Origin of the sequence: Streptomyces sp. NPDC023838, assembly GCF_040639555.1 — a bacterium.
Lineage (GTDB): Bacteria > Actinomycetota > Actinomycetes > Streptomycetales > Streptomycetaceae > Streptomyces.
This window is the reverse complement of the sequence record NZ_JBFAAD010000031.1, coordinates 36829-61501: the sequence shown is the minus strand read 5'-3', so window position 1 is coordinate 61501 and position 24673 is coordinate 36829. Positions and strand designations below refer to the sequence as shown.

The 24673-nt window shown below is 67.3% G+C and carries 33 protein-coding genes and 3 pseudogenes; 3 read left to right on the top strand and 33 right to left on the bottom strand.

Annotated elements, in window-relative coordinates; genetic code table 11:
• Window positions 1-86 precede the first annotated feature (86 nt).
• The 33 genes and pseudogenes from AB0G17_RS29400 to AB0G17_RS29240 all read right to left on the bottom strand — a co-directional run.
• Window positions 87-746 carry an adenylate kinase gene (locus AB0G17_RS29400; protein ID WP_361389293.1) on the bottom strand — a complete coding sequence of 220 codons (660 nt, stop codon included), beginning with the start codon at window positions 744-746 and terminating at the stop codon, window positions 87-89.
• On the bottom strand, window positions 746-2059 hold the full coding sequence (gene secY / locus AB0G17_RS29395) for a preprotein translocase subunit SecY (protein ID WP_358835986.1): 1314 nt from the start codon (window positions 2057-2059) through the stop codon (window positions 746-748). The genes AB0G17_RS29400 and secY overlap by 1 nt, the downstream gene beginning before the upstream one ends.
• A 216-nt stretch (window positions 2060-2275) precedes the next feature.
• Window positions 2276-2731 carry a 50S ribosomal protein L15 gene (rplO, locus tag AB0G17_RS29390; RefSeq protein ID WP_067163177.1) on the bottom strand — a complete coding sequence of 152 codons (456 nt, stop codon included), beginning with the start codon at window positions 2729-2731 and terminating at the stop codon, window positions 2276-2278.
• Window position 2732: 1 nt separating this feature from the next.
• Window positions 2733-2915, bottom strand: coding sequence for a 50S ribosomal protein L30 (rpmD, locus tag AB0G17_RS29385; RefSeq protein WP_005313525.1), 183 nt, complete (start codon window positions 2913-2915; stop codon window positions 2733-2735).
• On the bottom strand, window positions 2915-3517 hold the full coding sequence (rpsE, locus tag AB0G17_RS29380; protein ID WP_017239585.1) for a 30S ribosomal protein S5: 603 nt from the start codon (window positions 3515-3517) through the stop codon (window positions 2915-2917). Before rpsE ends, rpmD begins: the two co-directional genes overlap by 1 nt.
• Window positions 3518-3563: 46 nt before the next feature.
• Complete coding sequence (gene rplR / locus AB0G17_RS29375; protein WP_067163175.1) at window positions 3564-3947, bottom strand: 50S ribosomal protein L18; 384 nt, start codon at window positions 3945-3947, stop codon at window positions 3564-3566.
• Between the two features lie 3 nt (window positions 3948-3950).
• Window positions 3951-4490, bottom strand: coding sequence for a 50S ribosomal protein L6 (gene rplF, locus AB0G17_RS29370; protein WP_361389288.1), 540 nt, complete (start codon window positions 4488-4490; stop codon window positions 3951-3953).
• Window positions 4491-4511: 21 nt separating this feature from the next.
• Complete coding sequence (gene rpsH / locus AB0G17_RS29365; protein WP_003966947.1) at window positions 4512-4910, bottom strand: 30S ribosomal protein S8; 399 nt, start codon at window positions 4908-4910, stop codon at window positions 4512-4514.
• A 212-nt stretch (window positions 4911-5122) separates the two neighbouring features.
• Window positions 5123-5308: a type Z 30S ribosomal protein S14 gene (locus AB0G17_RS29360; RefSeq protein ID WP_004571834.1), complete on the bottom strand. Its 186-nt coding sequence runs from the start codon at window positions 5306-5308 to the stop codon at window positions 5123-5125.
• Window positions 5309-5313: 5 nt separating this feature from the next.
• Window positions 5314-5871: a 50S ribosomal protein L5 gene (gene rplE, locus AB0G17_RS29355; protein ID WP_101389604.1), complete on the bottom strand. Its 558-nt coding sequence runs from the start codon at window positions 5869-5871 to the stop codon at window positions 5314-5316.
• A complete protein-coding gene (gene rplX / locus AB0G17_RS29350; RefSeq protein WP_019888758.1) occupies window positions 5871-6194 on the bottom strand; it encodes a 50S ribosomal protein L24 in 324 nt (107 codons plus the stop codon). The genes rplE and rplX overlap by 1 nt, the downstream gene beginning before the upstream one ends.
• Before the next feature lie 2 nt (window positions 6195-6196).
• Complete coding sequence (gene rplN, locus AB0G17_RS29345; protein WP_053727611.1) at window positions 6197-6565, bottom strand: 50S ribosomal protein L14; 369 nt, start codon at window positions 6563-6565, stop codon at window positions 6197-6199.
• A 98-nt stretch (window positions 6566-6663) separates the two neighbouring features.
• Window positions 6664-6948, bottom strand: coding sequence for a 30S ribosomal protein S17 (rpsQ, locus tag AB0G17_RS29340; RefSeq protein WP_283142059.1), 285 nt, complete (start codon window positions 6946-6948; stop codon window positions 6664-6666).
• Complete coding sequence (gene rpmC, locus AB0G17_RS29335) at window positions 6948-7172, bottom strand: 50S ribosomal protein L29 (RefSeq protein ID WP_067163159.1); 225 nt, start codon at window positions 7170-7172, stop codon at window positions 6948-6950. The genes rpsQ and rpmC overlap by 1 nt, the downstream gene beginning before the upstream one ends.
• A complete protein-coding gene (gene rplP, locus AB0G17_RS29330) occupies window positions 7172-7591 on the bottom strand; it encodes a 50S ribosomal protein L16 (protein ID WP_053727610.1) in 420 nt (139 codons plus the stop codon). Before rplP ends, rpmC begins: the two co-directional genes overlap by 1 nt.
• A gap of 5 nt (window positions 7592-7596) precedes the next feature.
• Complete coding sequence (gene rpsC / locus AB0G17_RS29325) at window positions 7597-8427, bottom strand: 30S ribosomal protein S3 (RefSeq protein WP_101389601.1); 831 nt, start codon at window positions 8425-8427, stop codon at window positions 7597-7599.
• Window positions 8427-8774: a 50S ribosomal protein L22 gene (gene rplV / locus AB0G17_RS29320; protein ID WP_030359020.1), complete on the bottom strand. Its 348-nt coding sequence runs from the start codon at window positions 8772-8774 to the stop codon at window positions 8427-8429. Before rplV ends, rpsC begins: the two co-directional genes overlap by 1 nt.
• 42 nt (window positions 8775-8816) lie before the next feature.
• Entirely contained in the window at window positions 8817-9098 is a 282-nt protein-coding gene (gene rpsS, locus AB0G17_RS29315) for a 30S ribosomal protein S19 (protein ID WP_067163154.1), read from the bottom strand.
• A 12-nt stretch (window positions 9099-9110) separates the two neighbouring features.
• Window positions 9111-9947, bottom strand: a complete 837-nt coding sequence (gene rplB / locus AB0G17_RS29310) for a 50S ribosomal protein L2 (protein WP_101389600.1) — start codon at window positions 9945-9947, stop codon at window positions 9111-9113.
• A gap of 39 nt (window positions 9948-9986) precedes the next feature.
• Window positions 9987-10307, bottom strand: coding sequence for a 50S ribosomal protein L23 (rplW, locus tag AB0G17_RS29305; RefSeq protein ID WP_101389599.1), 321 nt, complete (start codon window positions 10305-10307; stop codon window positions 9987-9989).
• The gene (gene rplD, locus AB0G17_RS29300; protein ID WP_067163149.1) at window positions 10304-10954 is read right to left on the bottom strand and encodes a 50S ribosomal protein L4; all 651 of its coding nucleotides are present in this window, start codon (window positions 10952-10954) and stop codon (window positions 10304-10306) included. The genes rplW and rplD overlap by 4 nt, the downstream gene beginning before the upstream one ends.
• A 7-nt stretch (window positions 10955-10961) precedes the next feature.
• Complete coding sequence (rplC, locus tag AB0G17_RS29295; RefSeq protein WP_067163147.1) at window positions 10962-11606, bottom strand: 50S ribosomal protein L3; 645 nt, start codon at window positions 11604-11606, stop codon at window positions 10962-10964.
• 14 nt (window positions 11607-11620) lie between these two features.
• Window positions 11621-11929, bottom strand: a complete 309-nt coding sequence (gene rpsJ, locus AB0G17_RS29290; protein WP_003948644.1) for a 30S ribosomal protein S10 — start codon at window positions 11927-11929, stop codon at window positions 11621-11623.
• A 468-nt stretch (window positions 11930-12397) separates the two neighbouring features.
• Complete coding sequence (locus tag AB0G17_RS29285) at window positions 12398-12874, bottom strand: contact-dependent growth inhibition system immunity protein (RefSeq protein WP_361389277.1); 477 nt, start codon at window positions 12872-12874, stop codon at window positions 12398-12400.
• A 346-nt stretch (window positions 12875-13220) separates the two neighbouring features.
• Window positions 13221-13625 carry an Imm50 family immunity protein gene (locus AB0G17_RS29280; protein WP_361389274.1) on the bottom strand — a complete coding sequence of 135 codons (405 nt, stop codon included), beginning with the start codon at window positions 13623-13625 and terminating at the stop codon, window positions 13221-13223.
• Window positions 13618-14079 (bottom strand): Imm50 family immunity protein, encoded by a 462-nt coding sequence (locus AB0G17_RS29275; RefSeq protein WP_361389271.1) that lies wholly within the window; start codon window positions 14077-14079, stop codon window positions 13618-13620. Before AB0G17_RS29275 ends, AB0G17_RS29280 begins: the two co-directional genes overlap by 8 nt.
• Window positions 14080-14503: 424 nt before the next feature.
• On the bottom strand, window positions 14504-14809 hold the full coding sequence (locus AB0G17_RS29270) for a hypothetical protein (protein ID WP_361389268.1): 306 nt from the start codon (window positions 14807-14809) through the stop codon (window positions 14504-14506).
• A 50-nt stretch (window positions 14810-14859) separates the two neighbouring features.
• Window positions 14860-16569, bottom strand: a pseudogene (locus AB0G17_RS29265) (polymorphic toxin type 30 domain-containing protein); the annotation flags it as partial.
• 402 nt (window positions 16570-16971) lie between these two features.
• Window positions 16972-18252 carry a YrhB domain-containing protein gene (locus tag AB0G17_RS29260; protein WP_361389265.1) on the bottom strand — a complete coding sequence of 427 codons (1281 nt, stop codon included), beginning with the start codon at window positions 18250-18252 and terminating at the stop codon, window positions 16972-16974.
• Between the two features lie 62 nt (window positions 18253-18314).
• A complete protein-coding gene (locus AB0G17_RS29255) occupies window positions 18315-18581 on the bottom strand; it encodes a YrhB domain-containing protein (protein WP_361389262.1) in 267 nt (88 codons plus the stop codon).
• A gap of 49 nt (window positions 18582-18630) precedes the next feature.
• Window positions 18631-20334, bottom strand: a complete 1704-nt coding sequence (locus AB0G17_RS29250) for a putative T7SS-secreted protein (RefSeq protein ID WP_361389259.1) — start codon at window positions 20332-20334, stop codon at window positions 18631-18633.
• Window positions 20334-20969: a hypothetical protein gene (locus tag AB0G17_RS29245; RefSeq protein ID WP_361389256.1), complete on the bottom strand. Its 636-nt coding sequence runs from the start codon at window positions 20967-20969 to the stop codon at window positions 20334-20336. The genes AB0G17_RS29250 and AB0G17_RS29245 overlap by 1 nt, the downstream gene beginning before the upstream one ends.
• Window positions 20966-21277, bottom strand: a pseudogene (locus AB0G17_RS29240) (SseB family protein); the annotation flags it as partial. The pseudogene AB0G17_RS29240 and the gene AB0G17_RS29245, both read right to left, overlap by 4 nt.
• Before the next feature lie 171 nt (window positions 21278-21448).
• On the opposite strand from AB0G17_RS29240, the gene AB0G17_RS29235 reads away from it, so the two are divergent.
• The 3 genes and pseudogenes from AB0G17_RS29235 (at window position 21449) to AB0G17_RS29225 (ending at window position 24575) form a co-directional block, all read left to right on the top strand.
• Window positions 21449-21892, top strand: coding sequence for a hypothetical protein (locus AB0G17_RS29235; RefSeq protein WP_361389253.1), 444 nt, complete (start codon window positions 21449-21451; stop codon window positions 21890-21892).
• Window positions 21835-22199 (top strand): annotated as a pseudogene (locus tag AB0G17_RS29230) (hypothetical protein). Before AB0G17_RS29235 ends, AB0G17_RS29230 begins: the two are co-directional and overlap by 58 nt.
• Before the next feature lie 225 nt (window positions 22200-22424).
• A complete protein-coding gene (locus tag AB0G17_RS29225; protein ID WP_361389250.1) occupies window positions 22425-24575 on the top strand; it encodes a PIG-L family deacetylase in 2151 nt (716 codons plus the stop codon).
• Window positions 24576-24673: the final 98 nt, after the last annotated feature.

Sequence of the window (24673 nt, the reverse complement as noted above, 5' to 3'; positions counted from 1 at the left end):
ACGATACGGCCCCCGCGCCCGGGTACGGCAGCGGCCGCGGTGCCCCCGGAAGGGGCACCGCGGCCGCGAACCGCGTGCAGGAGGTGTCAGGCCGTCTTCTCGGCCTTCAGGGCGTGCATCGCGCGCTCCGTGACCTCGTCGACCTTGCCGAGCGCCGAGATCGTCACGACCAGGCCCTGGGCCCGGTAGTAGTCGATGATCGGCTCGGTCTCGCTGTGGTAGACCTCGAGGCGCTTGCGGACGGTGTCCTCGGTGTCGTCACCGCGCTGGTACAGCTCGCCGCCGCAGATGTCGCAGACACCGTCGGTCTTCGGCGCGTTGTAGGCGACGTGGAAGACGTGCGCGGAGTCGGTGCGGCAGATGCGCCGGCCGGCGATCCGCTTCACGACCTCGTCCTCGGGCACTTCGAGGTCCAGGACGGCGTCGAGCCGCACGGCGTCCGTCTTCAGCGCCTCGTCCAGGGCCTCGGCCTGCACCACGTTGCGCGGGAAGCCGTCCAGCAGGAAGCCGCTCTGCGCGTCCGGCTGGGCCATGCGGTCCTTGGCCATCCCGATGGTGACCTCGTCGGGCACCAGGTTGCCCGCGTCCATGTACGCCTTGGCCTGCTTGCCCAGGTCCGTGCCCTGGCTGATGTTGGCACGGAAGAGGTCGCCCGTGGAGATGTGCGGGATCCCGAGGTTCTTGGCGAGGAACGCGGCCTGCGTTCCCTTGCCGGCACCGGGCGGCCCGACGAGGACGATTCGCATCAGCGGAGGAACCCTTCGTAATTGCGCTGCTGGAGCTGGCTCTCGATCTGCTTCACGGTCTCCAGACCCACACCCACGATGATGAGGATGCTTGTCCCGCCCAGCGGGAAGCTCTGGTTGGCCCCGAAGATCACCAACGCCATCGTCGGTACGAGCGCGATCAGTCCCAGATACAGCGACCCCGGCCAGGTGATCCGGTTGAGCACGTAGCTCAGGTACTCAGCAGTAGGTCGACCAGCCCGGATGCCCGGGATGAAGCCACCATACTTCTTCATGTTGTCCGCGACTTCCTCGGGGTTGAACGAGATCGCCACATAGAAGAAGGCGAAGAACACGATCAACAGGAAGTAGCTGATGATGTAGTAGGGGTGGTCGCCCTTGACGAAGTTGTCCTTGATCCAGGTCGCCCAGCCGGCCGTCGAGTTCGAGAATTGCACGACCAGCGCCGGAATGTAGAGCAGCGACGACGCGAAGATGACGGGAATCACACCCGCCTGGTTGACCTTCAGCGGGATGTAGGTCGACGTACCGCCGTAGGAACGGCGGCCGATCATGCGCTTCGCGTACTGCACCGGGATGCGGCGCTGGGCCTGCTCGACGAAGACCACCAGGGCGACCATGACGAGGCCGACCAGGATGACGGTGCCGAACTCGATCCAGCCCTGCGCGAGGTGCCCCTGCTTCTTGATGGCCCACAGCGAGGTGGGGAAGCTGGAGGCGATCGAGATGAACATCAGGATCGACATGCCGTTGCCGATGCCGCGGTCGGTGATGAGCTCACCGAGCCACATGACGGCGGCGGTACCGGCGGTCATCGTGATGACCATCGTGATGGTGGTGAAGATCGACCGGTTCGGCACGATCTCGCTGGCGACCTGGCAGCCGCTGAACAGCGCACCCGAGCGGGCGGTGGCCACCAGGCCGGTGCCCTGCAGGATCGCCAGGGCGACCGTCAGGTAACGCGTGTACTGCGTGATCTTGGCCGTGCCGGCCTGGCCCTCCTTCTTGAGGGCCTCCAGGCGCGGGATCACCACGGTCAGCAGCTGCAGAATGATGCTCGCCGTGATGTACGGCATGATGCCCAGCGCGAAGATCGTGATCTGCAGCAGCGCGCCGCCGCTGAACATGTTCACCAGGCCGAAGAGGCTGTTGCCCTGCTGGGCCTGGTCCACACAGATCTGAACGTTCTTGTAGCTCACACCGGGGATCGGGACGTGCGTCCCCATCCGGTAGAGCACGATGATGCCGAGCGTGAAGAGCAGCTTCTTGCGCAGGTCAGGCGTCTTGAACGCCTGGGCGAACGCGGTGAGCACGGTGCCTCCTGCGACCCCCGCGCTAGGTGCGTCAGAGGTGACGGTCTTGAGGATCGACGAATACGAATGAGTCAGAGGAACCGCACGGCATACCGCACGGAAACTTAGACAGTGCACGCCACCTTACCGGCGACCCTGCCCCCCTAGGAACGACCAACCGGGGATGCCCCATTTGAGAGGGCATCCCCGGTCGGATGTTCAGGCCAACGAGCTGTCTCAGACGAGCTCGGTGACGGTGCCGCCGGCGGCGGCAATCTTCTCCTTGGCGGAGCCGGAGACGGCGTCAACCGTCACCTGCAGCGCCACGGAGATCTCGCCCTGGCCCAGGACCTTGACGAGGCTGTTCTTGCGCACGGCACCCTTGGCGACCAGGTCGGCAACGGTGACTTCGCCACCCTCGGGGTAGAGGGCGCCGAGCTTGTCCAGGTTCACGACCTGGAACTCGGTGCGGAACGGGTTCTTGAAGCCCTTCAGCTTCGGAAGACGCATGTGGAGGGGCATCTGGCCACCCTCGAAGCGCTCCGGAACCTGGTAACGGGCCTTCGTACCCTTGGTACCACGGCCGGCCGTCTTACCCTTCGACGCCTCACCACGACCCACACGGGTCTTGGCGGTCTTGGCGCCCGGGGCGGGACGGAGGTCGTGGGCCTTCAGCGGCTTGTTCTCCGCCATGTCAGTCGACCTCCTCAACCGTCACGAGGTGGCGGACGGTGTGCACCATGCCGCGGAACTCGGGACGGTCCTCCTTGACCACCACGTCGTTCAGGCGCTTGAGCCCGAGCGAACGCAGCGTGTCGCGGTGGTTCTGCTTGCTGCCGATGTACGACTTCGTCTGCGTGATCTTGAGGCGAGCCATTACGCACCCGCCCCGGCACGCGCACGAAGCAGAGCCGCGGGGGCGACGTCCTCGAGGGGCAGACCGCGGCGGGCCGCGATCTCCTCGGGACGCTGCAGGCCCTTGAGGGCCGCCACGGTCGCGTGCACGATGTTGATCGCGTTGTCGGAGCCGAGCGACTTCGACAGGATGTCGTGAACGCCGGCGCACTCCAGGACGGCGCGCACCGGGCCACCGGCGATAACACCGGTACCGGGGGAAGCAGGCTTCAGCAGGACGACGCCCGCGGCCTTCTCACCCTGGATCGGGTGCGGGATGGTGCCCTGGATGCGGGGAACCTTGAAGAAGTTCTTCTTGGCTTCCTCGACACCCTTGGCGATGGCCGCGGGAACTTCCTTGGCCTTGCCGTAACCGACACCTACGGTGCCGTCACCGTCGCCCACCACGACCAGCGCGGTGAAGCTGAAGCGGCGACCACCCTTGACAACCTTGGCGACACGGTTGATCGCGACAACGCGCTCAACGTAAGCGGTCTTCTCGGCGGCAGCGCCACCGTCACGGCCCTTCCGGTCCCGCCGCTCGCCGCCACCGGCACCGCTTCCGCGGCGCTGGGGTCCAGCCATTGGATTTACCTCTCTCTGTTACGTCCGTTAGTCCCGGAACCGGGGCTTAGAACTTCAGCCCGGCTTCGCGGGCGGCGTCAGCCAGAGCGGCAATGCGCCCGGCGTACCTGTTGCCACCACGGTCGAACACGACGGCCTCGACACCGGCGGCCTTGGCGCGCTCGGCGACCAGGGCGCCGACGGACTTGGCCTGCGCGGACTTGTCACCCTCGCCGCCACGGATCGAAGCGTCCAGGTTCGACGCCGACGCCAGGGTGTGACCCTTGATGTCGTCGATGACCTGAGCGGTGATACCGCGGTTGGAACGCGTCACGACGAGGCGCGGACGCTCCGCCGTACCCGACACGTGCTTGCGGATGCGGACGTGACGGCGCGCCTTGGCGGCACGCTTGTAAGCGTCGCCCTTGGCGATCTTCACACCGTATGCCATGGCTTACTTACCAGCCTTTCCGACCTTGCGGCGGATGACCTCGCCGGCGTACTTGACGCCCTTGGCCTTGTACGGGTCGGGCTTCCGCAGCTTGCGGATGTTCGCCGCGACCTCGCCGACCTTCTGCTTGTCGATGCCCTCGACCGAGAACTTCGTGGGCGACTCGACCTTGAAGGAGATGCCTTCGGGAGCCTCGATGGTGATCGGGTGGCTGTATCCGAGCGCGAACTCCAGGTTGGAGCCCTTCGCCTGGACGCGGTAACCGACACCGCTGATCTCGAGCGCCTTGACGTATCCCTGGGTCACGCCGGTGATCATGTTCGCCACCAGCGTGCGGGACAGGCCGTGCAGGGCCTTGTTCTGACGCTCGTCGTTGGGACGGGTGACGTTGAGAACGCCGTCCTCGCCCTTAACAATCTCGATCGGCGCGGCAACGGTGTGCGTGAGGGTGCCCTTGGGGCCCTTCACGTTGACCGTACGGCCGTCGATGGTGACGTCCACACCAGCGGGAACCTGGATGGGGAGCTTGCCGATTCGCGACATTAGCTTTTCCTCCGTTCCCGACTACCAGACGTAGGCGAGGACTTCCCCACCCACGCCCTTCTTGCCTGCCTGCTGACCGGTCAGGAGACCGTGGGACGTGGAGATGATCGCCACGCCCAGGCCACCGAGGACCTTCGGCAGGTTGGTGGACTTCGCGTACACACGCAGACCCGGCTTCGAGATCCGCTTGATGCCCGCGATCGAGCGCTCACGGTTCGGGCCGAACTTCAGCTCGAGGACGAGGTTCTTGCCGACCTCGGCGTCCTCGACCTTCCAGCCCGTGATGAAGCCCTCCTGCTGGAGGATCTCCGCGATGTGCGACTTGATCTTGCTGTGCGGCATCACGACGGAGTCGTGGTACGCCGAGTTCGCGTTACGCAGACGCGTGAGCATGTCTGCGATGGGGTCAGTCATGGTCATGAATTGGCCTTCGGCCTCTCTCGCCGGGGTTTCCTGTATGCGCCATCCCTCTCCCCACTCATGGGCGGGACGGGTGCGGCACGGGGACCTACGGCGTAGTAAGTCGTCTGGGCGGCGGACGCCCAACCCTCCTAGCCTAAGCCATGGAGGGAGGGGCCTCCGCCCACCCTTTACTTACCGAGAGACTCCGGAAAAACCCGAAATTACGGGGTTTACCAGGAGCTCTTGGTCACGCCCGGCAGCTCGCCACGGTGAGCCATCTCACGGAGGCACACGCGGCACAGGCCGAACTTGCGGTACACGGAGTGCGGCCGGCCACAACGCTGGCAGCGGGTGTACGCGCGCACAGCGAACTTGGGCTTACGGGCAGCCTTCGCGATGAGAGCCTTCTTCGCCATCTCGCTTACGCCTCCTTGAACGGGAAGCCGAGGTGACGGAGGAGCGCACGGCCCTCTTCGTCGTTGGTCGCCGTGGTGACCACGGTGATGTCCATACCCCGGGTACGGTCGATCTTGTCCTGGTCGATCTCGTGGAACATGACCTGCTCCGTGAGACCGAAGGTGTAGTTGCCACGGCCGTCGAACTGCTTCGGCGACAGACCACGGAAGTCACGGATACGCGGCAGCGCGAGCGACAGCGTACGGTCCAGGAACTCCCACATGCGGTCACCACGGAGGGTGACGTGGCAGCCGATCGGCTGACCCTCGCGCAGCTTGAACTGCGCGATGGACTTCCGGGCCTTCGTCACGGCCGGCTTCTGGCCGGTGATCGTGGTCAGGTCGCGGATGGCGCCGTCGATCAGCTTGGAGTCGCGGGCGGCGTCGCCCACACCCATGTTGACGACGACCTTGACGAGGCCGGGGATCTGCATGACGTTCTCGTACGAGAACTCCTCACGCAGCTTGCCCGCGATCTCCTCGCGGTACTTCGTCTTGAGACGCGGAGTCGTGGTGGTAGCCATCAGATGTCCTCACCCGTCCGCTTGGCAACGCGGATCTTGTTGCCCTCGTCGTCGAAGCGGTAACCGACACGCGTGACGACCTTGTTGCCATCCTTCTCAACGACCAGCTGGACGTTGGAGACGTGGATGGGCGCCTCGGTCGTGACGATGCCGCCGGTCTGCGAACCGCGAGCGGTCTGGCCGGCCTTGGTGTGCTTCTTGACCCGGTTGACACCCTCGACCAGGACACGGTCCTCGCGGGGGAAGGCCGCGATGACCTTGCCCTGCTTGCCCTTGTCCTTACCGGTGATGACCTGGACCAGGTCGCCCTTCTTGATCTTCATGCTTACAGCACCTCCGGCGCGAGCGAGATGATCTTCATGAACTTCTTCTCGCGCAGCTCCCGGCCCACCGGGCCGAAGATGCGGGTGCCGCGGGGGTCGCCATCGTTCTTGAGGATGACGGCCGCGTTCTCGTCGAAGCGGATGTACGAGCCGTCCTGACGACGACGCTCCTTGACGGTGCGCACGACGACAGCCTTGACGACGTCGCCCTTCTTCACGTTGCCACCGGGGATTGCGTCCTTGACGGTGGCGACAATGACGTCACCGATGCCCGCGTAGCGGCGACCGGAGCCACCGAGAACACGGATGCAAAGGATCTCCTTGGCACCAGTGTTGTCGGCGACACGCAGTCGCGACTCCTGCTGGATCACGTCTATCTCCTGATCGTCTGCCGGTTCCCGGCCGGGGCTTGATCTCTCAAGCCCCGACCGAGCCTGGCGGAACTGATCCTGAGCAAAAGCTCAGGAAATTACTTGGCCTTCTCGAGGATCTCGACGATGCGCCAGCGCTTGGTCGCCGACAGCGGACGCGTCTCCATGATGAGGACGCGGTCGCCGACGCCGGCAGCGTTCTGCTCGTCGTGCGCCTTGAGCTTGTTCGTACGGCGGATGACCTTGCCGTACAGCGCGTGCTTCACGCGGTCCTCGACAGCGACGACGACGGTCTTGTCCATCTTGTCGCTGACGACCAGACCCTCACGGGTCTTGCGGAAACCGCGCTGCTCAGTCGTCTCAGTCACATTCTTCTCGCTCATCAGGCGCTCTCCACCGTCTCGATGCCCAGCTCGCGCTCGCGCATCAGGGTGTAGATCCGGGCGATGTCCTTACGGACGGACTTGAGCCGACCGTGGTTCTCGAGCTGGCCGGTCGCCGCCTGGAAGCGGAGGTTGAACAGCTCTTCCTTGGCCTCGCTGAGCTTGGCAACAAGCTCCTCGTTGCCCAGCTCGCGCAGCTCGGACGCCTTGGTTCCGGCCGACATCACGCCTCACCTGCCTCGCGCCGAACGATGCGGCACTTCATCGGGAGCTTGTGAGCAGCGCGGGTGAGCGCCTCACGAGCAATCTTCTCGTTCGGGTAGGACAGCTCGAACATCACCCGGCCCGGGTGAACGTTCGCGACCCACCACTCCGGAGAACCCTTACCGGAACCCATGCGGGTCTCGGCGGGCTTCTTCGTCAGGGGGCGGTCCGGGTAGATGTTGATCCAGACCTTGCCGCCACGCTTGATGTGGCGGGTCATCGCGATACGAGCCGCCTCGATCTGGCGGTTGGTCACGTACGCCGGCGTGAGGGCCTGAATGCCGTACTCGCCGAACGCAACCGTCGTACCACCCTTGGCCATACCGCGGCGCTTGGGGTGGTGCTGCTTGCGGTGCTTGACCCTACGGGGGATCAGCATTTCGGTCAGGCCTCCGTTCCGGTGCTCTCAGCCGGAGCGGCGGCAGCGGCCTCGGCCTTGGGGGCCTCGGCAGCAACAGCCTGCTGCGGCTTGCGGCCGCGACCGCCACGCTCGCCACCGCGGCCACCACGGCCGGCCGGACGCTCGTTGCCACCACGGGCCGGGCGGTTACCCGCACGGGCCGCGGCGTTCTCGGCGCGGACCTCGGCGATGTTCTTGACATCGCCCTTGTAGATCCAGACCTTCACGCCGATGCGGCCGAAGGTCGTCTTGGCCTCGAAGAAGCCGTAGTCCACGTTCGCGCGGAGCGTGTGCAGGGGCACACGGCCCTCGCGGTAGAACTCCGAGCGGGACATCTCGGCGCCGCCGAGGCGGCCACCGCACTGGATCTTGATGCCCTTGGCGCCGGCCTTCATCGTGCCCTGCATGCTCTTACGCATGGCGCGACGGAAGGAGACGCGGGAGGAGAGCTGCTCGGCGACGGCCTGCGCGACCAGCTGAGCGTCCATCTCGGGGTTCTTGACCTCGAGGATGTTCAGCTGGACCTGCTTGCCCGTGAGCTTCTCGAGGTCGCCGCGGATGCGGTCGGCCTCGGCGCCACGGCGGCCGATGACGATGCCGGGACGCGCGGTGTGGATGTCCACCCGCACGCGGTCACGGGTGCGCTCGATCTCAACCTTCGAGATGCCGGCGCGCTCCATGCCGGACGTCATCATCCGACGGATGGCGACGTCTTCCTTGACGTAGTCCTTGTACAGCTTGTCGGCGTACCAACGGGACTTGAAGTCCGTGGTGATGCCGAGCCGGAACCCATGCGGGTTAACCTTCTGGCCCATTACCGGGTTCCTTCCTTGCTGCTGACGACCACGGTGATGTGGCTGGTCCGCTTACGGATCCGGTAGGCCCGGCCCTGAGCACGCGGACGGAACCGCTTCAGGGTCGGACCCTCGTCCACAAACGCCTCGCTGATGAACAGCGAAGAGGCGTCCGTGTGGTCGTAGTTGTGCGCGGCGTTGGCAATGGCGCTGTCCAGCACCTTGCCAACCGGCACGCTCGCGGCCTGCGGGGCGAAACGCAGGACCGCCTGAGCCTCCGTGGCATCCATGCCACGGATGAGGTCCACCACGCGGCGGGCCTTCATGGGCGTGACGCGGATGTACCGCGCCTGGGCCCTGGCTTCCATGGTTGTCCCTTCGGTGTAAGTCATAGTCGTTTCCACCCCGCGTTAGCGGCGCTTCGACTTCCGGTCGTCCTTGACGTGGCCGCGGAAGGTGCGAGTCGGCGAGAACTCGCCGAGCTTGTGGCCGACCATCGACTCGGTGACGAACACCGGGACGTGGGTCTTGCCGTTGTGCACCGCGATCGTGTGACCCAGCATGCTGGGGATGATCATCGAGCGACGGGACCAGGTCTTGATGACGTTCTTGGTGCCTGCCTCGTTCTGTACGTCCACCTTCTTGATGAGGTGTCCGTCGACGAAGGGCCCCTTCTTGAGACTGCGCGGCATCTAAACCCGCTCCTAGCGCTTCTTGTTCGTCTTGCGGCGGCGGACGATGTACTTGCTCGATGCCTTCTTCGGCGAGCGAGTACGACCCTCCTTCTGACCCCACGGCGAGACCGGGTGACGACCACCGGAGGTCTTGCCTTCACCACCACCGTGCGGGTGGTCAACCGGGTTCATCGCGACACCGCGGACGGTCGGGCGAACGCCCTTCCAGCGCATACGGCCGGCCTTGCCCCAGTTGATGTTCGACTGCTCGGCGTTGCCGACCTCGCCGATCGTGGCGCGGCAGCGGGCGTCGACCAGACGGATCTCGCCGGACGGCATACGAAGGTGGGCCATCGTGCCCTCCTTCGCCAGCAGCTGCACGGAGGCACCGGCGGAGCGGGCGAACTTCGCGCCACCACCGGGACGGAGCTCGATCGCGTGGATCGTGGTACCGACCGGGATGTTGCGAAGGGCCAGGTTGTTACCGGGCTTGATGTCGGCGGCCGGGCCGTTCTCGACACGGTCGCCCTGGCTCAGGCCACGGGGGGCGATGATGTAGCGCTTCTCGCCGTCCGCGTAGTGCAGGAGCGCGATGCGCGCGGTGCGGTTGGGGTCGTACTCGATGTGAGCGACCTTCGCCGGCACGCCGTCCTTGTCGTGACGACGGAAGTCGATCACTCGGTAGGCGCGCTTGTGGCCACCGCCCTGGTGGCGGACGGTCACACGACCGGTGTTGTTACGGCCGCCCTTGCTGTGCAGGGGGCGGACCAGCGACTTCTCCGGCGTGGACCGCGTGATCTCGACAAAGTCGGCGACGCTGGAGCCACGACGGCCCGGAGTCGTCGGCTTGTACTTGCGGATACCCATTTCTCAGTCCTCGTCCGATATTCGGACCAGGGCGCTCCGTTAGGAGGCCTGGCCGAAGATGTCGATACGGTCGCCCTCAGCGAGGGTCACGATGGCGCGCTTGGTGTTGGCGCGCTTGCCGAAACCGGTCTTGGTGCGCTTGCGCTTACCCTGACGGTTGATCGTGTTGACCCCGGTGACCTTGACCGAGAAGACCGCCTCGACGGCCTGCTTGATCTGGGTCTTGTTGGCGCCGGGCGCGACGATGAACGTGTACTTGTTCTCGTCCAGCAGCGCGTAGCTCTTCTCGGAGACGACCGGCTTGATCAGCAGGTCGCGCGGGTCCGTGAAGGTCTTGCTGGTAACGGTCGCCGACATCAGGCGTCGCTCCCTTCGGTCTCAGCGGTCTGGGGGCCAGACACGAAGGACTCGAAAGCGGCCTGAGTGAAGACCACGTCGTCGGAGACGATCACGTCGTACGTGTTCAGCTGGCCCGGCTCCAGGATGTGCACCTGGGGCAGGTTGCGGGCGGACAGCCACGCGGCCTCGTCGGCGCGGTCGACGACCAGGAGCAGGTTCTTGCGCTCCGAGATCTTGCCGAACAGCGTCTTGGCGGCCTTGGTGGACACCGCACCGTCGACCACGCCGGTGACGACGTGGATACGGCTGTGGCGCGCCCGGTCGGAGAGGGCACCGCGCAGGGCGGCGGCCTTCATCTTCTTGGGGGTGCGCTGCGAGTAGTCACGCGGCTGCGGGCCGTGGACGACGCCACCGCCGGCGAACTGCGGCGCGCGGGTCGAACCCTGACGGGCGCGGCCGGTGCCCTTCTGGCGGTAAGGCTTCTTGCCACCACCACGGACTTCACCGCGGGTCTTGGTCTTGTGCGTGCCCTGGCGGGCAGCGGCCAGCTGAGCGACGACGACCTGGTGGATCAGCGGAACGCTGGTCTTCGCGTCGAAGATCTCCGCGGGGAGCTCGACGGTCCCGGCCTTGTCGCCAGCCGGCGAAAGGATGTCAATGGTGCTCATCGGTTCCTCAAACCCCCTTGGCCGCAGTACGGACCAGGACGAGGCCACCGTTGGGGCCGGGGACGGCGCCCTTGATGAGCAGCAGACCCTTCTCGGCGTCAACGGCGTGGACGGTCAGGTTCTGGGTGGTCACACGCTCGTTGCCCATGCGACCCGCCATGCGGAGGCCCTTGAACACACGGCCAGGGGTGGCGCAGCCACCGATGGAACCGGGCGAGCGGTGCTTGCGCTGGGTACCGTGACCGGCGCCCAGGCCCTTGAAGTTGTGACGCTTCATGACACCGGCGAAGCCCTTGCCCTTGCTCTTGCCCGTGACGTCGACCTTGACGCCGGACTCGAACACCTCGGCAGTGATCTCCTGGCCCAGCGTGTACTCGCTGGCGTCAGGGGTGCGGAGCTCCACCAGGTGGCGGCGCGGGGTCACGTCGGCCTTGGCGAAGTGGCCCTTGAGGGGCTTGTTCACCTTGCGCGGGTCGATCTCGCCGAAGGCGATCTGGACCGACTCGTAGCCGTCGACGTCGTTGGTGCGAACCTGCGTCACGACGCACGGCCCGGCCTTGACGACGGTGACCGGAACAACGCGGTTGTTCTCGTCCCACACCTGCGTCATGCCGAGCTTCTCGCCCAGGACGCCCTTGATGTTCTTGCTCATCTCGGCCCGTCCCTTCAGAGCTTGATCTCGATGTCGACACCGGCCGGAAGGTCGAGGCGCATCAGCGAGTCAACCGTCTTCGGCGTGGGGTCGAGGATGTCGATGAGCCGCTTGTGCGTGCGCATCTCGAAGTGCTCGCGAGAGTCCTTGTACTTGTGCGGCGACTTGATGACGCAGTACACGTTCTTCTCAGTGGGCAGCGGCACCGGGCCCGCGACCGACGCACCAGTGCGGGTCACCGTCTCGACGATCTTCTTCGCCGAGGAGTCGATGACCTCGTGGTCGTAGGCCTTGAGCCGGATGCGGATCTTCTGTCCCGCCATGGCTACCTAGTAGTCCTTTGTCTCGTAACGCTCTGGAACCCGGGGGTTCTACCGACTCTGTCTCCGACCCACGCGGTCGGGCGTGTCGCACTCCCTCTACGCAGAAATCCCATAGGGATTTCCCAACCAAGGGGATGCGGGCCGTGGACCTCGCGAACGGGGGCAGAACACCCACCGGGCGCCTGGCTGGAGCCCCGCTGACACTTCCCGGAAGATTCCCGTACGTCCGCCCCAGCGCTGCCGCAGGCGACAGATAAGGCGACGAGTACTGTGGGACTCGCTTCCGGTCCTCCCGGCGGGAGGCGCGCAGCATCGGCACTCAACCGAGCAACCCCGACAGTCTGCCATACGGTGGCCTGGCCTGGCCAATCGAGCGGAGGATCGTACCCCACGTCACAGTGGGGGGTGCACGGGGTGCGGGGCACGCCACGGGGTGGGGGCCACCGGCGTAGCGGGCACGATCGACCGTCAGTCCGGCGCAGAGGCCAGGAAGGCATCGGCTTCCGGCTGGATGTACGAGGACAAGCCGGTCAGCGTGCCGAGGATCTCCCTCAGCTCACGCGCCGACTCCGGCATCGCCTCCCACAATGACGGTTTCCGCGTCAGCACCGCCGACAACAGATCATCGTCGTAGAAGCCGCCGGCCGCCTGGTGGGGCGCCGTGTCGCGCAGAATCTCCAGGGCCAAGGGCAGAAGCCAGGGAAGCCCGACGTCCTGCCCGATCAGGCGGCGCAGCTCTTCCACGTCGAGGGACCCGACCGGTCGCCGCCTGAGGCTGTGCACGGCCTTGACGAGCCCGGTGGCACCTTCCGGAGGATCCGGCCACCGATTGCCTTCCAGGTCCTCCAGCGACCTGTCGCGATGGGCGGGATCCCCCTCACTGACCGTCCTGGCCCCATTCCACGACCCACTGCCCTTCAGCGAAGAATGCCTCCAGCGACTCACGGTCCTCCACCCAGTAGTCCCCGCACCCTCGAGCGAAATCCGAGTCGTGCGCCAGGAGGATCAAGAAGCTCGGCGGCGAATCCGGAAGCTCTTGCACCTTCACATACTTCCCCGCGTCATCCCCGGATCGGATCCATCCGACCCTACCCACCTCGATCACCAGTCCTCCAAAGCAGCCCGGGCTCGAATCCTTACAGCCTGCTCAATCAATGAGACCTGATTGTTTGCCGCTGCCTTTCCCGCCCGGGCTCGAATATCTCGAAGTGAACGTGGGGAAGATCGGGCCAATGGTTCCCGTGGAGCACGCAGGACAACGGATTCGGCGCCGGAGCCTCCCCACACGGGCCTACTGGCCTCCCGCAAGGTAGACGCGGCTCTTCACGAGCGACGCCTCGGTCGCCAGGAACCTTGCGCCCTGCCCTGCGTCCGCGCCGGAGATCGTCACGACGAGGCGTCCGCCCACCGTCCGTGCCAGCGAGAAGTCGTGGTGCGGCTGCCCCGTCCACCCCGAGATCCGCAGCTCGGTCACGCCGACGAATTGTACATAGAATTCGAACGTATTGAACTCTGCGCCCAGCCAATCCTCACGAGGGTTCGTGGGAAGGTTTCGAGTATCGAACCCCAGGGTCACGGACTCGAGACGTTCATCCACATGGAAATAGAAGAGGTCGCACACATCCAGCCCCGGAGGGACCTCGTAGAGTTCCTTCACCGCACCGGGAACCGTCAGGAATTCAGTCCAGTCAGACACGCTCGAAGAAGGCTTTCTCATAGGTCGCGGGTACGGACTCATATCGGATCGCATCAATCCTGCGGGCATACCGATGAGCGCCCGCATCGGACCCGTCGTCGCCCGGCGTGAAGACGCTGACATGCCCGGCGACAAGGGACGCACTGCTGCCGAACGTCAGATCGACACCCTCACCGACAATCGTCACAGCCAAGCGGTGCCCCTCCAGCGGACGGAGCTCGACGCGCGCGACCGCCGGGGGTTCCCAGTGCGCCAGCACGAGGTCTTCGACCGCGAGGAACTGGACATGGCACTGCACCGCACCTCCGCCGCCGACCTCCCACCCGTCCGGGAGCCGATCCGGTCCCGGCAGGTCCAGCCGCAGGGTCACCGTCGGGCCGCGCCGATCGAGGTGGACCGAGCGCACCCGCACATCCACCAGATCCGGAACGGCTTGATAGAACGGCGCGAACACCTCGGAATTTGCAAGAGAATCAGCCCAGGTCAAGGAAGTCAGTCCCGGTCGTAGTAGTAATGTTCTTCCGCGCCGGGAATCTGCCCGTTCCGCGTGTCGTCGTACGGGCGCGGGGTATAGGCGGTCGCGGCCGAGGTCCACATCGTCGTTCCCCACAGGGTCGTCCTCGTGCGCCTCGGTCCACTCGCGGGCGTGGACCCCCGTCACCGGGCCCGCCGCGTCGACGCCGAAGCGGCACGGACCCGACAGCTGGTCGTCGACGCGACCAGATTGCCCTCGTGGCGGTACACGTACACCCTGTGCTGGACCCGACGGCCCCGCGCCCGTCACCGACTGCTCCGTCAGCGGAGGATCGTTCCCCACGTCACAGTGGGGCATGCATGGGGCGCGCGACGGATGGCACCCCGGAGGGCCTCGGGGCTCATCACGCACCCTCAAGCAGATCGTCGAGGTACTCGCGAAGCGGCCCGGGGGCGGAATCCCGATCAATGGCCCGGAGACGCTCCAGGGTCTTCCCGTCCGTGAACCCACCCGCCCCGAGCGCCAGCAACGCGTTCAGTTGCGCCTCCAGAGCGGAATGGTTCGACTCGGAGGCTGCACAGACAGACAGGACCGCTGCCAACATTTTTCCGTCGACCTCGGAATACACAGATGCCCAATCGGTGGATCTGTCGGCACTCCTCTCGCGGTCCAGGGGGTTCGAGGAGACCAGGTCGCGGATCAGCTCCATCAACTGGTTCGAATTTACCGACACCGAAGCCTCGCATGCTAGTTGACCGATCAATAGGGCAAGGGAAAAGCTGACGGCCAGGGAATGTGCGTATCATTGGCCGCATCAGGATTATAGTGCGGACTATTCGAATTATGGACCTGGCGATGACAGAGATTCCCCGAGAGGTCCTGATATTTACCGCCTATGGAGATCCGATACACATCACCCAGCGCCGCATGTGAACCGGCAGGAGCCTTCCCGTCCGGACCGTGGACGCGCATTCGCACCACGTTCCCCGTGTGCGGATCCGTCCACTTGTATTCCACGCCTGTCTGAGCGCCGCCGTTGGCGTCGGGCGTCAGCCGTCGCACGTCCGCGTCCGGCGGAACGATGTCCATGGGGTTCGCATCACGCAGGTCCCAGCCGCCGTCCGGGACCCTCGGCGGGTAGGGCGAAAGCCCCAGCGGGTCGACCCAGGTGTGCGGGTTATGCACATAGGCGACCGGGCTCGGACTGGGATCCAACCCGAGCGGGTCCGCGGACAGATACCGCCCCACCGCCGGTTCGTAATACCGGAAGCAGTTGTGATGCAGCCCCGTCTCAGGGTCGAAATACTGGCCCGGGAACCGCAGCGGGGTATACGCGGTCGCGTCCGACGTCCACGTCGTCGTGCCCCACAGGGTCGACCTCGTGCGCCACGCGATCTCGCCGGACTCGTCGATCAGTTCGCTCGGGGTGCCCACCAGGTCCGTGACGATGGCGAAGAAGCGTTCGTCGATCGCCTCCTGGGGCGTCGCGCCGATGCGTTCCGTCTGGGCCAGCGGGCGCACGCCGTCGTGGTCCCAGGTCAGCGTGACCGGGTTCGGCGCCCCCGGACCCGTCGTGGTCTGCTCGCACAGGGTCGGGCCGTCCCAGGTGAAGAGCACCCGCTCCCCCGCCGCCGACTCCTTCGCGATGCGGCGGCCCAGCGGGTCGTACCGGTAGTGCCAGACCGTGCCGTCCGGTGTCGTCACCGACGTGAGGCGGTCCTCGGCGTCCCACGCGTACCGCCAGGTGTCCGGCTTGCGGGACAGCCGACTCCTGCGGCGCACCACCACCCGGCCCTGCGCGTCGTGCTCGTAGCGGACGCCCCCGGCCCGCGTGATCCGGGTGCCCGCGTACGCCCGCGCGCCCGTCGCCTCCTGCCCGGGGTGCGTCGCCGGCCAGGCCGCCTCCGTCTGGTTGCCCGCCTCGTCGTACGCGTACCGCTCGGTCCAGTCACGGGCGTGGACCCCCCTCACCCGGCCCGCCGCGTCGAGGTCGAAGCGGCGCGGGCCCGACAGCTGGTCGTCGACCGCGACCAGGTTGCCGTCGTGGCGGTACTCGTACGCCCGGCGCTGGACCCGCCGGCCCCCCGCACCCGTCACCGACTGCTCCGTCAGCCGGCCCATCGCGTCGAACACGTGTGAGAGCTCGACCGCGCGGCCCACACGGCGGTTCAGTTCCTGCCCCGCCGCGTCATACGAGAACGCCAGCTCCCGCCCCGACGTCGTCAGCCCGGTCCGGCGCCCCGCCGCGTCGTACACCCACGTGCTGTCAGCGCCCCCGGGCGTCCGACGCCCCGTACGCCGCCCCAGCTCGTCGTACGAGAACGACAGCCGGCGGCCGTTGACCGTCTCCGCCTTCAGCCGCCCCGCCCGGTCCCGCAGCCACGTCACCGTCGCGTCCGGGTTCGCCGCGAGCGCGAGGCGCTCGGAGAGGTCGTACTCGTACGTCGTGACCACCCCGGCCGCGTCCTTATTCCCGTCGTTCCGAATGATTCGGGAAATAACGGTTTCCGGAGTGACCCGAACCAGGATCCACCCCCACCTTGAGGCCGTCGGCCACAAGAAAACGCCCCTCGGGGCTGATCAGCGCTGGCTCCTTCGCGCGGCGCAGCCACAGCCCACCCACTGCGTCGGCGGCCTCATCGCTCGGTCGGGAAGGCCTCTCCCTCGGCTCGACGTCCACGTTCACCACCAGGCGGAAGGCCTCCTCGACCGTCGGCCCGTCGTCGCCGCCGTACGCCCCTCCAGCACCAGCCCGGCCCGTCGGCAGTGAATCCTCGATCTCACTGCCGGCCCACGCCCCCTCACTTTTCCACGTCCACCGGCCGCCTCCATCACGTCTCCCGCGAGTGCCCCTCGCCGGAGGTCCATGAGTCAGCGATAGCGGAGGACATGCAGCTTCCAGGCGTCCGGAAGGCCTGCCACGGGCGCCCCGGCGTCCCGCCCGTCAAGGAGCCGGACCCCCTTCTCGTCACGCGTCGCGTTGAGTACGAGCCCGGTGGTCTCCCGCCCTCGCTCGTCACGCCGCCGTACCCACACCAGCGCACGTCCTCGTGTCGGCAGGCTCTGCAAGGCGTCGAGCGCGGATTCCCACCCTGCGTGCTCCGTGGCAGCCAGGACCGGTCCGAGCGAGCGCAGCACACCTGGCAGCCACGCCGGGTCCCCCGGACTTTGCGGCAGGGGCAGGTCACCTGTCCCCGGGACGTCGCCCCGGTTCCAGCGGGCCAGCCACTCCCAAGGGCTCGCATGGGGAAGACAGAAAGGGGCGTCCGCGCTCTTGGGCACGACGATCGCCGCGTCAACCATCCCGTGACGCCAGTCGCCTCCGGTCAGGTACTGCTTGGTGTTGCAGGAGAACAACCACCCCCGCGCCATCTCGTCGGCAAGGCCCGGGTTCACGAGTTCCACGGCATCGCCGTATGTAAGGCGCAGCCATTCGCGTGCCTTGTCCAGCGCATTACGGAAGTCGGCCGCCCGAAGATCCGGATCAGCCGCGGCAGGCTGGACCGCGGGGACCAAGGGCTGGTAGTGCGCGAAGGTCAGAGACCTGACGCCCTCGACCTCCAGGCGCCCGAGGCCTCCGGCCAGCGCATCGAGAACCACCACACTCCCCTGATTGTGGTGCACGAAGAGCAGATGCCCGCTGGCCTCATATCCACCCATCTCGCGGCGAACCCATACGACGCCGCGCGTACCTTCCCCAGAGCGCTTCGCGGCCGCGATCACGCTGTCCCAGTCCGAGCATTCCCTCTGCTGAGCTCGCGGGAAATAGCGCCGGATCATGAGCTGCCACCAGCCCGGAGCTTCGTGAGCCGGAGACCATGGAAGGGGAGTTGCAACGCCACCGTTCATCCGCGCATTGAGGGAGATCACACATCCGCGGGCATTGAGCTTCCGGGCCTGCGAGGCGAGTGTGTGTCGCAACGACGAGCCACCGAAGTCGGCGATGTCCTCCGCAGGTCGGCCGGAGGCCGGGTGGAACGGCGGCCTCCCGTCCTTGGGCACGATGACCGACGCCGCCAGCATGGGCGTCTCGGGGTAGCCCGGCTGCCGCAGGGAGCGGCACGGGAAGACCCAGACATGCGCGTCCTCGAAAACCGGAAACTGATCAGCGAGTTCCACGAGCCCTCGATAGGTCCGGTCGAGCCATGCCATCGCCGATCGATGGGGCGACACACTCACGGAATTTCAGCCTCCTGCAGAGTTGAACGCGTTCCTCAAAGCTGCTCGACGTAATCCCGTACGGGAATATGCGAGGGCGGAAAGTGCGGGCGGGAGCCATCCTTCGGCACGATCACCACCCGCATAAATGGAGCACGCGAGGGGTCTTGGGTGTCAATGTGCTCCTGTGAGTCGAACGCAACAGCCCAAGCCTTGCTGTGCTCAATACTAATCTCCGACAGCGCTACTATTGTGCACTGATCCGCAATCGGCGTGGCCGCAAGAAATTCCAATGCAGCATCAACCGCTGCTTCTCTGTCCATCACGACTTACCCTCCGTTCGATTCGATCAGAATCTATGACGCCGGATCCTCACGGGCTCCGATAGGGGATATGACCGATCGACACCCCCGGCTCAAGTCGTGCTAGATATCCGGGCTGCCCATCCAGAAATACTATGCCACTGGTCGTATTTACCGCATTGAATACATGGGCGCTACGATCCGGCCGCCCTATGTAAACGATGCTCCTCGCGCCCACACCGCGATCCTTGAGATCTTTGATCAGCTCATCATAGCTACCCACCTCGTCGTAGACGCCGGGACCACGATCGCCTATCCCTAACGCCTCCGGCGGCGGATGATCAGGAAACTCCCGCGGAGCAGCCGATACCTCGATACCGTCGAGCCGCTTATCCACTGCGACCACATTGTGGGAGCAATTCTGCAGGTATCCGGGCTGTCCCGTGTTGTTGATGTCCCGGAGCCAAGGGTACTGATCGTCGATGAACTCGTCCGCCAGGTGCGCAGGAACCGAGTCGGCGTGGATCGCCTTTTCGGAAATGCCGGGTGCTTCCTCCGCCAGACCACTCCAGTCCTTCGGGGCCGCTGCGGCCTCGGGGTGGACAGGGCCCTCACCCGGGCGGGCAAGTGCTCCTGCGGCCCCCTCCGCCCCCTCCTTAGCTCCCGCCCGCACCGCCCCCTTGAGCAGCCCGCTGCCCTTGCCCCCGACGAGCTCGGGCACCATCCGTCCCGCGAACTCGCTCGGGTCCTTCTTGGCCGACTCCCACATGTCGTCGAACGTGCGGTCCGGATGGGCAGCCGCCGACGCCAGGCCCGCGAGGGTCATGTTGACGTGCTTGTAGTAGTCGGCGGGGTGCGTGATGTTGTACGGGTCCAACGGGTCCAGGCCGCGGACGAAGTTCAGCAGGCCTCCGGTCCCCTTGGCGAGGCCTCCGCCGAAGTGGGCCAGCTCGATGCCCTCGCCGACGACCGAGTCCATGACGTCGGCCTTGGCGCGGGCGAGCGGCGGAGGCGCCTTCGGGGCGTGCGCGAGCGCCGAAGCCACGGCGGCCTTGGCGGTCTCGGCCGCCTCGTCGCGTTGCCGGCGGGCGTCGCGCAGGATCTCGGCGGCCCGCTCCCGCTGCGCCTTGCCGGGATCGCTGAAGGACGCGGGCCGCGGGCCGGGGTCCTCCCCCTCCTTCAGCTTGGCGTTGAAGGTCTTGGCCTTCGTGTTGTAGTCGTCGCGGGCGTCCTCCGAGGCCTTCTTGCCCTCCTTGTGGAGGATGACGGCTTCCTTGGCCCTGCTCTGTGCCCAGGTGACCGTGGTGGCGTACGCGTCCAGCGCGGCGGCCGCCTTCTCGCAGGCGTCCGCCGCGTGCAGCCAGTTCACGGGATGGGTGGCGAACTTGGCCCGGAACGCGTCGCCCGCCTCGCCCTTCCAGTGCGACGAGTCCAGGGCCCTCATGCCCTCGCCGACCCGTTCGAAGGCGCCCTTGAAGGTGGCGAGGTGCTGGGCGGTCCCACGGATCTTGTCCGGGTCGCCGTGGACCAGCTCGTTCGCCTCTTCGGTCTGGCCCAGCTGCTGCTCCGCGACGTGCGCGCCCATGCCGGACGCGAAGTCGTCGGCCCAGTCCTCGACGGCGTCGGCGATCCCGTCGGCGCCGACGTATTCGAGCGCGTCACCCGTCTTGTGGGCGGCCCAGTCGACGCCCTCGCCGACCTTCTTCTTGCTCCAGTCGATGCCGTGCTCGATCTTGCCGAGCCCGGAGTTGGCCAGCTTCCCCCAGTCGGGCATCAGTCGCGCCCCCAGTGCGCCCGGTCGACGACGTCCTGGTCGGGGTCGGTGGCCCGACGGGACGCCTCGTCCAGTTCCGCGCGCGTGCGCTCATCGATGACGCCGAAGTCGTTCAGCTGGTCCATCACGCCCGCCTGTACGTCGTACGCGGTGTTGTCCCAGGTCCGGTTGATCTCCTTCTGCGCGTCCTTGAACGAGTCGACGCTGTAGTCCGCGCCGTCGAACGGGGTCTGCGTGGCCAGGTCGCCCCAGCTCTTCTTGGCGACCTCCTCCTCGCTCAGGTTGGGGTTGCCGTTGACGGAGTTGGCCAGCACCTTGAAGCTGTCGCCGACGTAGTGCTCCTGCTCGTAGATGACGCCCGCCGACAGGCCGACGCGGTGCGCAAAGCCGTTGCCCTCGTGGACGAGGCCGCGTATGCCCCACTCCCAGCGGTCGCAGAACGCCTTGAACTCGGCGGTCAGCCCGGAGTGGCCGAGCTCCATGTCCGACAGGGCGAGCCCGGAGAAGCCCCGGCCGAGCGAGCCCTCCCCCACCATGCCGATGTCCTTGAGCTCACCGAGCGTCTTGTTGATGCCGTCCGTGATCGACGCGAGGGCGGCCTTCGGGGCCGCGAGGTCCGGGTTCTCGCCGCTCATGCCGACACCACCGCGCTGTCCGGCACGATCCCGGCGACGGGCGGAAACACCGTGCCGTGTTCACTGCCGACGTCGAGGGCGACCCCGCCGGGAACGCCGAGGGCGGGCACGGCGGCGTCCAACAGCCGTGCGCCGAGGATCCGTTGATACGCCCACTCGCGCGAGCCCTCACCCCGTACGACCGCGAACCGCGCGAGCGCGGCCTCGTCGGAGAAGGCGCAGATCCACCGGACCCCGCCCCAGTCCGCCGTCCAGAGACCCCCGTCGACGAGCGGCACGAGCACGGCCGTACGCCGAAACTCACCCAGTCGCTCCGCTAACCCCACTATGTCGGCACCCACCCGGCAACCGTACTGAGGCCGCTTTGGCGACAGCATGAGTACCCCTACTCAGAGGCGGGGCGAGGACGCGGCAGCCCACATCCGGCGCGCCCACCCCTCACCCTGAGACCGTCCGTCGTCGGGCCCCACAACATGCCGGTGATCACCGATCTCGACGAGGCCCGCCAGGACCTCGGGCTGGCCACCCTGTCCGCGATCACCCACGCGGCCAGTCCGGACATCGATGCCATACTGAAAACACTCTCCGCGGCGCTGCGGGACGCACCCCAAGACATGTCGTTCATCCTCGCCGAACTCACCGCGCAGGGCCTGGGCAAGCGCCCGGCCTCTCACCTGTGGAGGAATCTGATGGCCGCCGACCTCTCGTTCTTCAAGTCGCCGATCTCGGAGGAAATCCGGGACGAAGGCCGCGCCGAGGGCCGCGCCGAGGACATCCTGCGCCTCCTGGACCGTCGTGGAGTCGAGGTCTCCGACGAGGCCCGCGAGCGGATCTCGGCCTGTGACGACCTCGACGCCCTCAGTCTGTGGTTCGACCGGGCCATCACCGCCACAGCCATCGAAGAGGTCTTCGCGGACAAGTAGGCACAGCCGGCGCGGGCGGCGACGCCCGCGCCATGACGTTCCCGAGTCGGCCTCATGAGCTGACCGCTCTACGCCTGTGGAAACGGCTTGAGAAGGTCATGCCAGAGGACTGGCGGCCCACACAGGAGCGCCTGACGTGGAGAACGAGCCGGAGAGCATCCTGCGGCTCCCCGATGCCATCGTGATCCCCCGCGCCGACATGGAAGGCCAGGGCTCCTTCGATCCCCGCAAGGACTCCGCGTACGGCGAGGACGTGACCATCGCCGACTGGACGAACCCGACGGCCGGGCTGCCCCGGTACGCGTGAGGGCGAGCCTCCCCACCCGACTCGCCACCCCCGCACCCCACTTCGCCCCGCCGACAAAGAGAAAGTGACCTCAAAGAAAACTCCACTCAAAAACAATTCGACCGCCCCGTAAATCAACACCCAATCGAATTCCCCCGGGCAACCGCTCCCCCCATCTCCCCGTCTACTCCGGCGACCGGAAATCAGAGATCGGGCAATTTCAGGGAACGGGAACGGGGAACCCACGTGTTCGGAGCATTCAGGCAGCGGCAGCGGCCCCCCACCAGACGCGCCGTCCTCGCCGCCACCGCCACCACCGGCCTCGCCGCCGCCCTCGGGGCGTGCTCCGTACCGAACAGCCCCCGGCACCGCGGCGACACCCCCGCCGCCGCCCCCGGCCAACCCGTCTCCGCCGGGCGGCGGGCCGTGGTGATGCAGATCGTGGCGCACCCCGACGACGACCTGTACTTCATGAACCCGGACACCCAGCACGCCCTCGACGGCGGGGCCAGGATCGTCAGCGTGTACCTGACCGGGGGTGAGGCCAACGGGGACAACCGCGTCGTCAGCGATCCCTCCGACCGGGTCTACGACAAGGCCGCCTATTCATCCGCCCGCCACCAGGGGCTCCGGCAGGCCTACGCCTCCCTCCTCGGGCTGCCCCTCTTCACCCCGTGGGAGAAGTCCGTCCTGGAACTCGGAGGACGGCACCGCGCCGAGCGCAACACGCTTAGCCACAACGGGCGACACGTCGAGCTCGTCTTCGTCAACACCGCCATGCACACCCTGCGCAGCGGCCGCATGGGGCTGCCCAGCCTCTGGGAGGACCGGGCGCTCTCCCTGCCCGTCGTCATCGCCGAGGGGTCGCCGCTGACCGCCGCCGCCCCGTACACGTACGACGAACTCGTCGACGCCGTGGCCGGGCTGCTCGACGCGTACGCGCCCACCCTCGTCCAGACCCTCGACCCCGACCCGGACATCCAGCACAGCACCGAGAAGGCCCGCCAGCACGACAGCGAGCAGCCGGGGTACGCCGACCACGCCGATCACACCGCCGCCGCCTCCTTCGCCTGGGCGGGGATGGTGCGGTACGTCGACCGGGCCGCCAGCGCCGGGAAGGGCGTGCCCGGGTTCGCCGTCACCTCCTACCGCGCCTACTACAACCGGCACTGGCCCAAGAACCTCCCGCCCGCCGTCCTCGCCGAGAAGGCCGCCCACCTCAAGCCGTACGGCGGCGCCCCCGACTGGCGGTGCGGCAACCCCGGCGGCTGCGGGGACTACAACGTCGGCGGGAAGCGGCCGCTCACCAACTGGAAGGGGTGGGTGCGCTCCACCCACTACCGCTTCCCGGGGCCCCGGCCCGTCGTCGGCAACGAGCCCGACGGGCGGCTCGCCGCGTACGGGGTGCTGGGGCTGCGGGCCGTGCGGTGGCGGGAGACCGCGCCCGGCAGCGGGCGGTTCGGGGCGGCGGACGACCTCGGCGGCGGGCCGCTCGCGCCCGTGCTCGGCGGGGCCGCGCTCAGGGACGGGCGGCAGTTGCTCTTCGGGGTGCGGTTCGCCGCGATAGCCGGACGGGCCGGCGCCAACACCCGGGAGGTCGTCCTCCTGGAGCAGGCCTCCCCCGGCGGGCCCTTCCGGGCCTGGCGCGGGCTCGGCAATCCGGAGGCCGGTGACGACCGGGGGCGAAGGATCGGTTCGCCCGTCGCCGTCACCGCCCCCGACGGCCGCGTCCACCTCTTCGTACGCAACGCCGACAACAGCGTCAGCACGCGCGTACGCGAGACCGGCGGCTCCTGGGGGCCCTGGGTCTCCCTCGGCGGTGAGATCGTGCAGGACGGGCTGGGCGCGGCCGTGGACGCCCACGGGCGCGTGCATCTCTTCGCGCCCGGATACGACTTCGTCCACCACTGGACGCAGGACTCGGCCGAAGAGCCCCTCGCCTATGTGAAGGGCGGGCCCCGGCTGCCGCTCGCCGTCGACGCGCCCGCCGCCGTAGGCCTGCCCGACGGCGGCGTACAGCTGCTCTACCGGACCCTCACCGACCCCCGCAAGACCAAGGGCAAGGGGCTCGCCCCGGCCGACCCCCGGCTCGTCTCCGTACGCGTCGACGCGCCGGGCCGCGCCCCGGAAGCGGCCTTCGACGGGTACGGGCCCGTCGGCGCGCTCCTGTCCCCCAAGGACGGGCTCGTCGTGCTCGGCAAGGACCAGAAGGGGCGTGTGCAGGCCCTCGTCGGGGGCGAGCGGCGTACCCGTACGCAGGGAGTCGTCCCCGTCGACGCCCCCACCCTGCACCTCACCGCTCGCGGGCCCGTCGCCGTCGGCCTCGGCGTCGACGGGGCGCCGTGGGTGTGGGCGCTGGGGCCGGCCGGGGAGCCGTCGGTCCGAGCCGCCGGCTGAGGGGCCGGCTGAAGGGCCGGCTGAAGGGCCGGCTGAAGGGCCGACAACGCGAGAAGGCCCCGCACCTTTCGGTGCGGGGCCCTCTCTTGGTGCTCAGC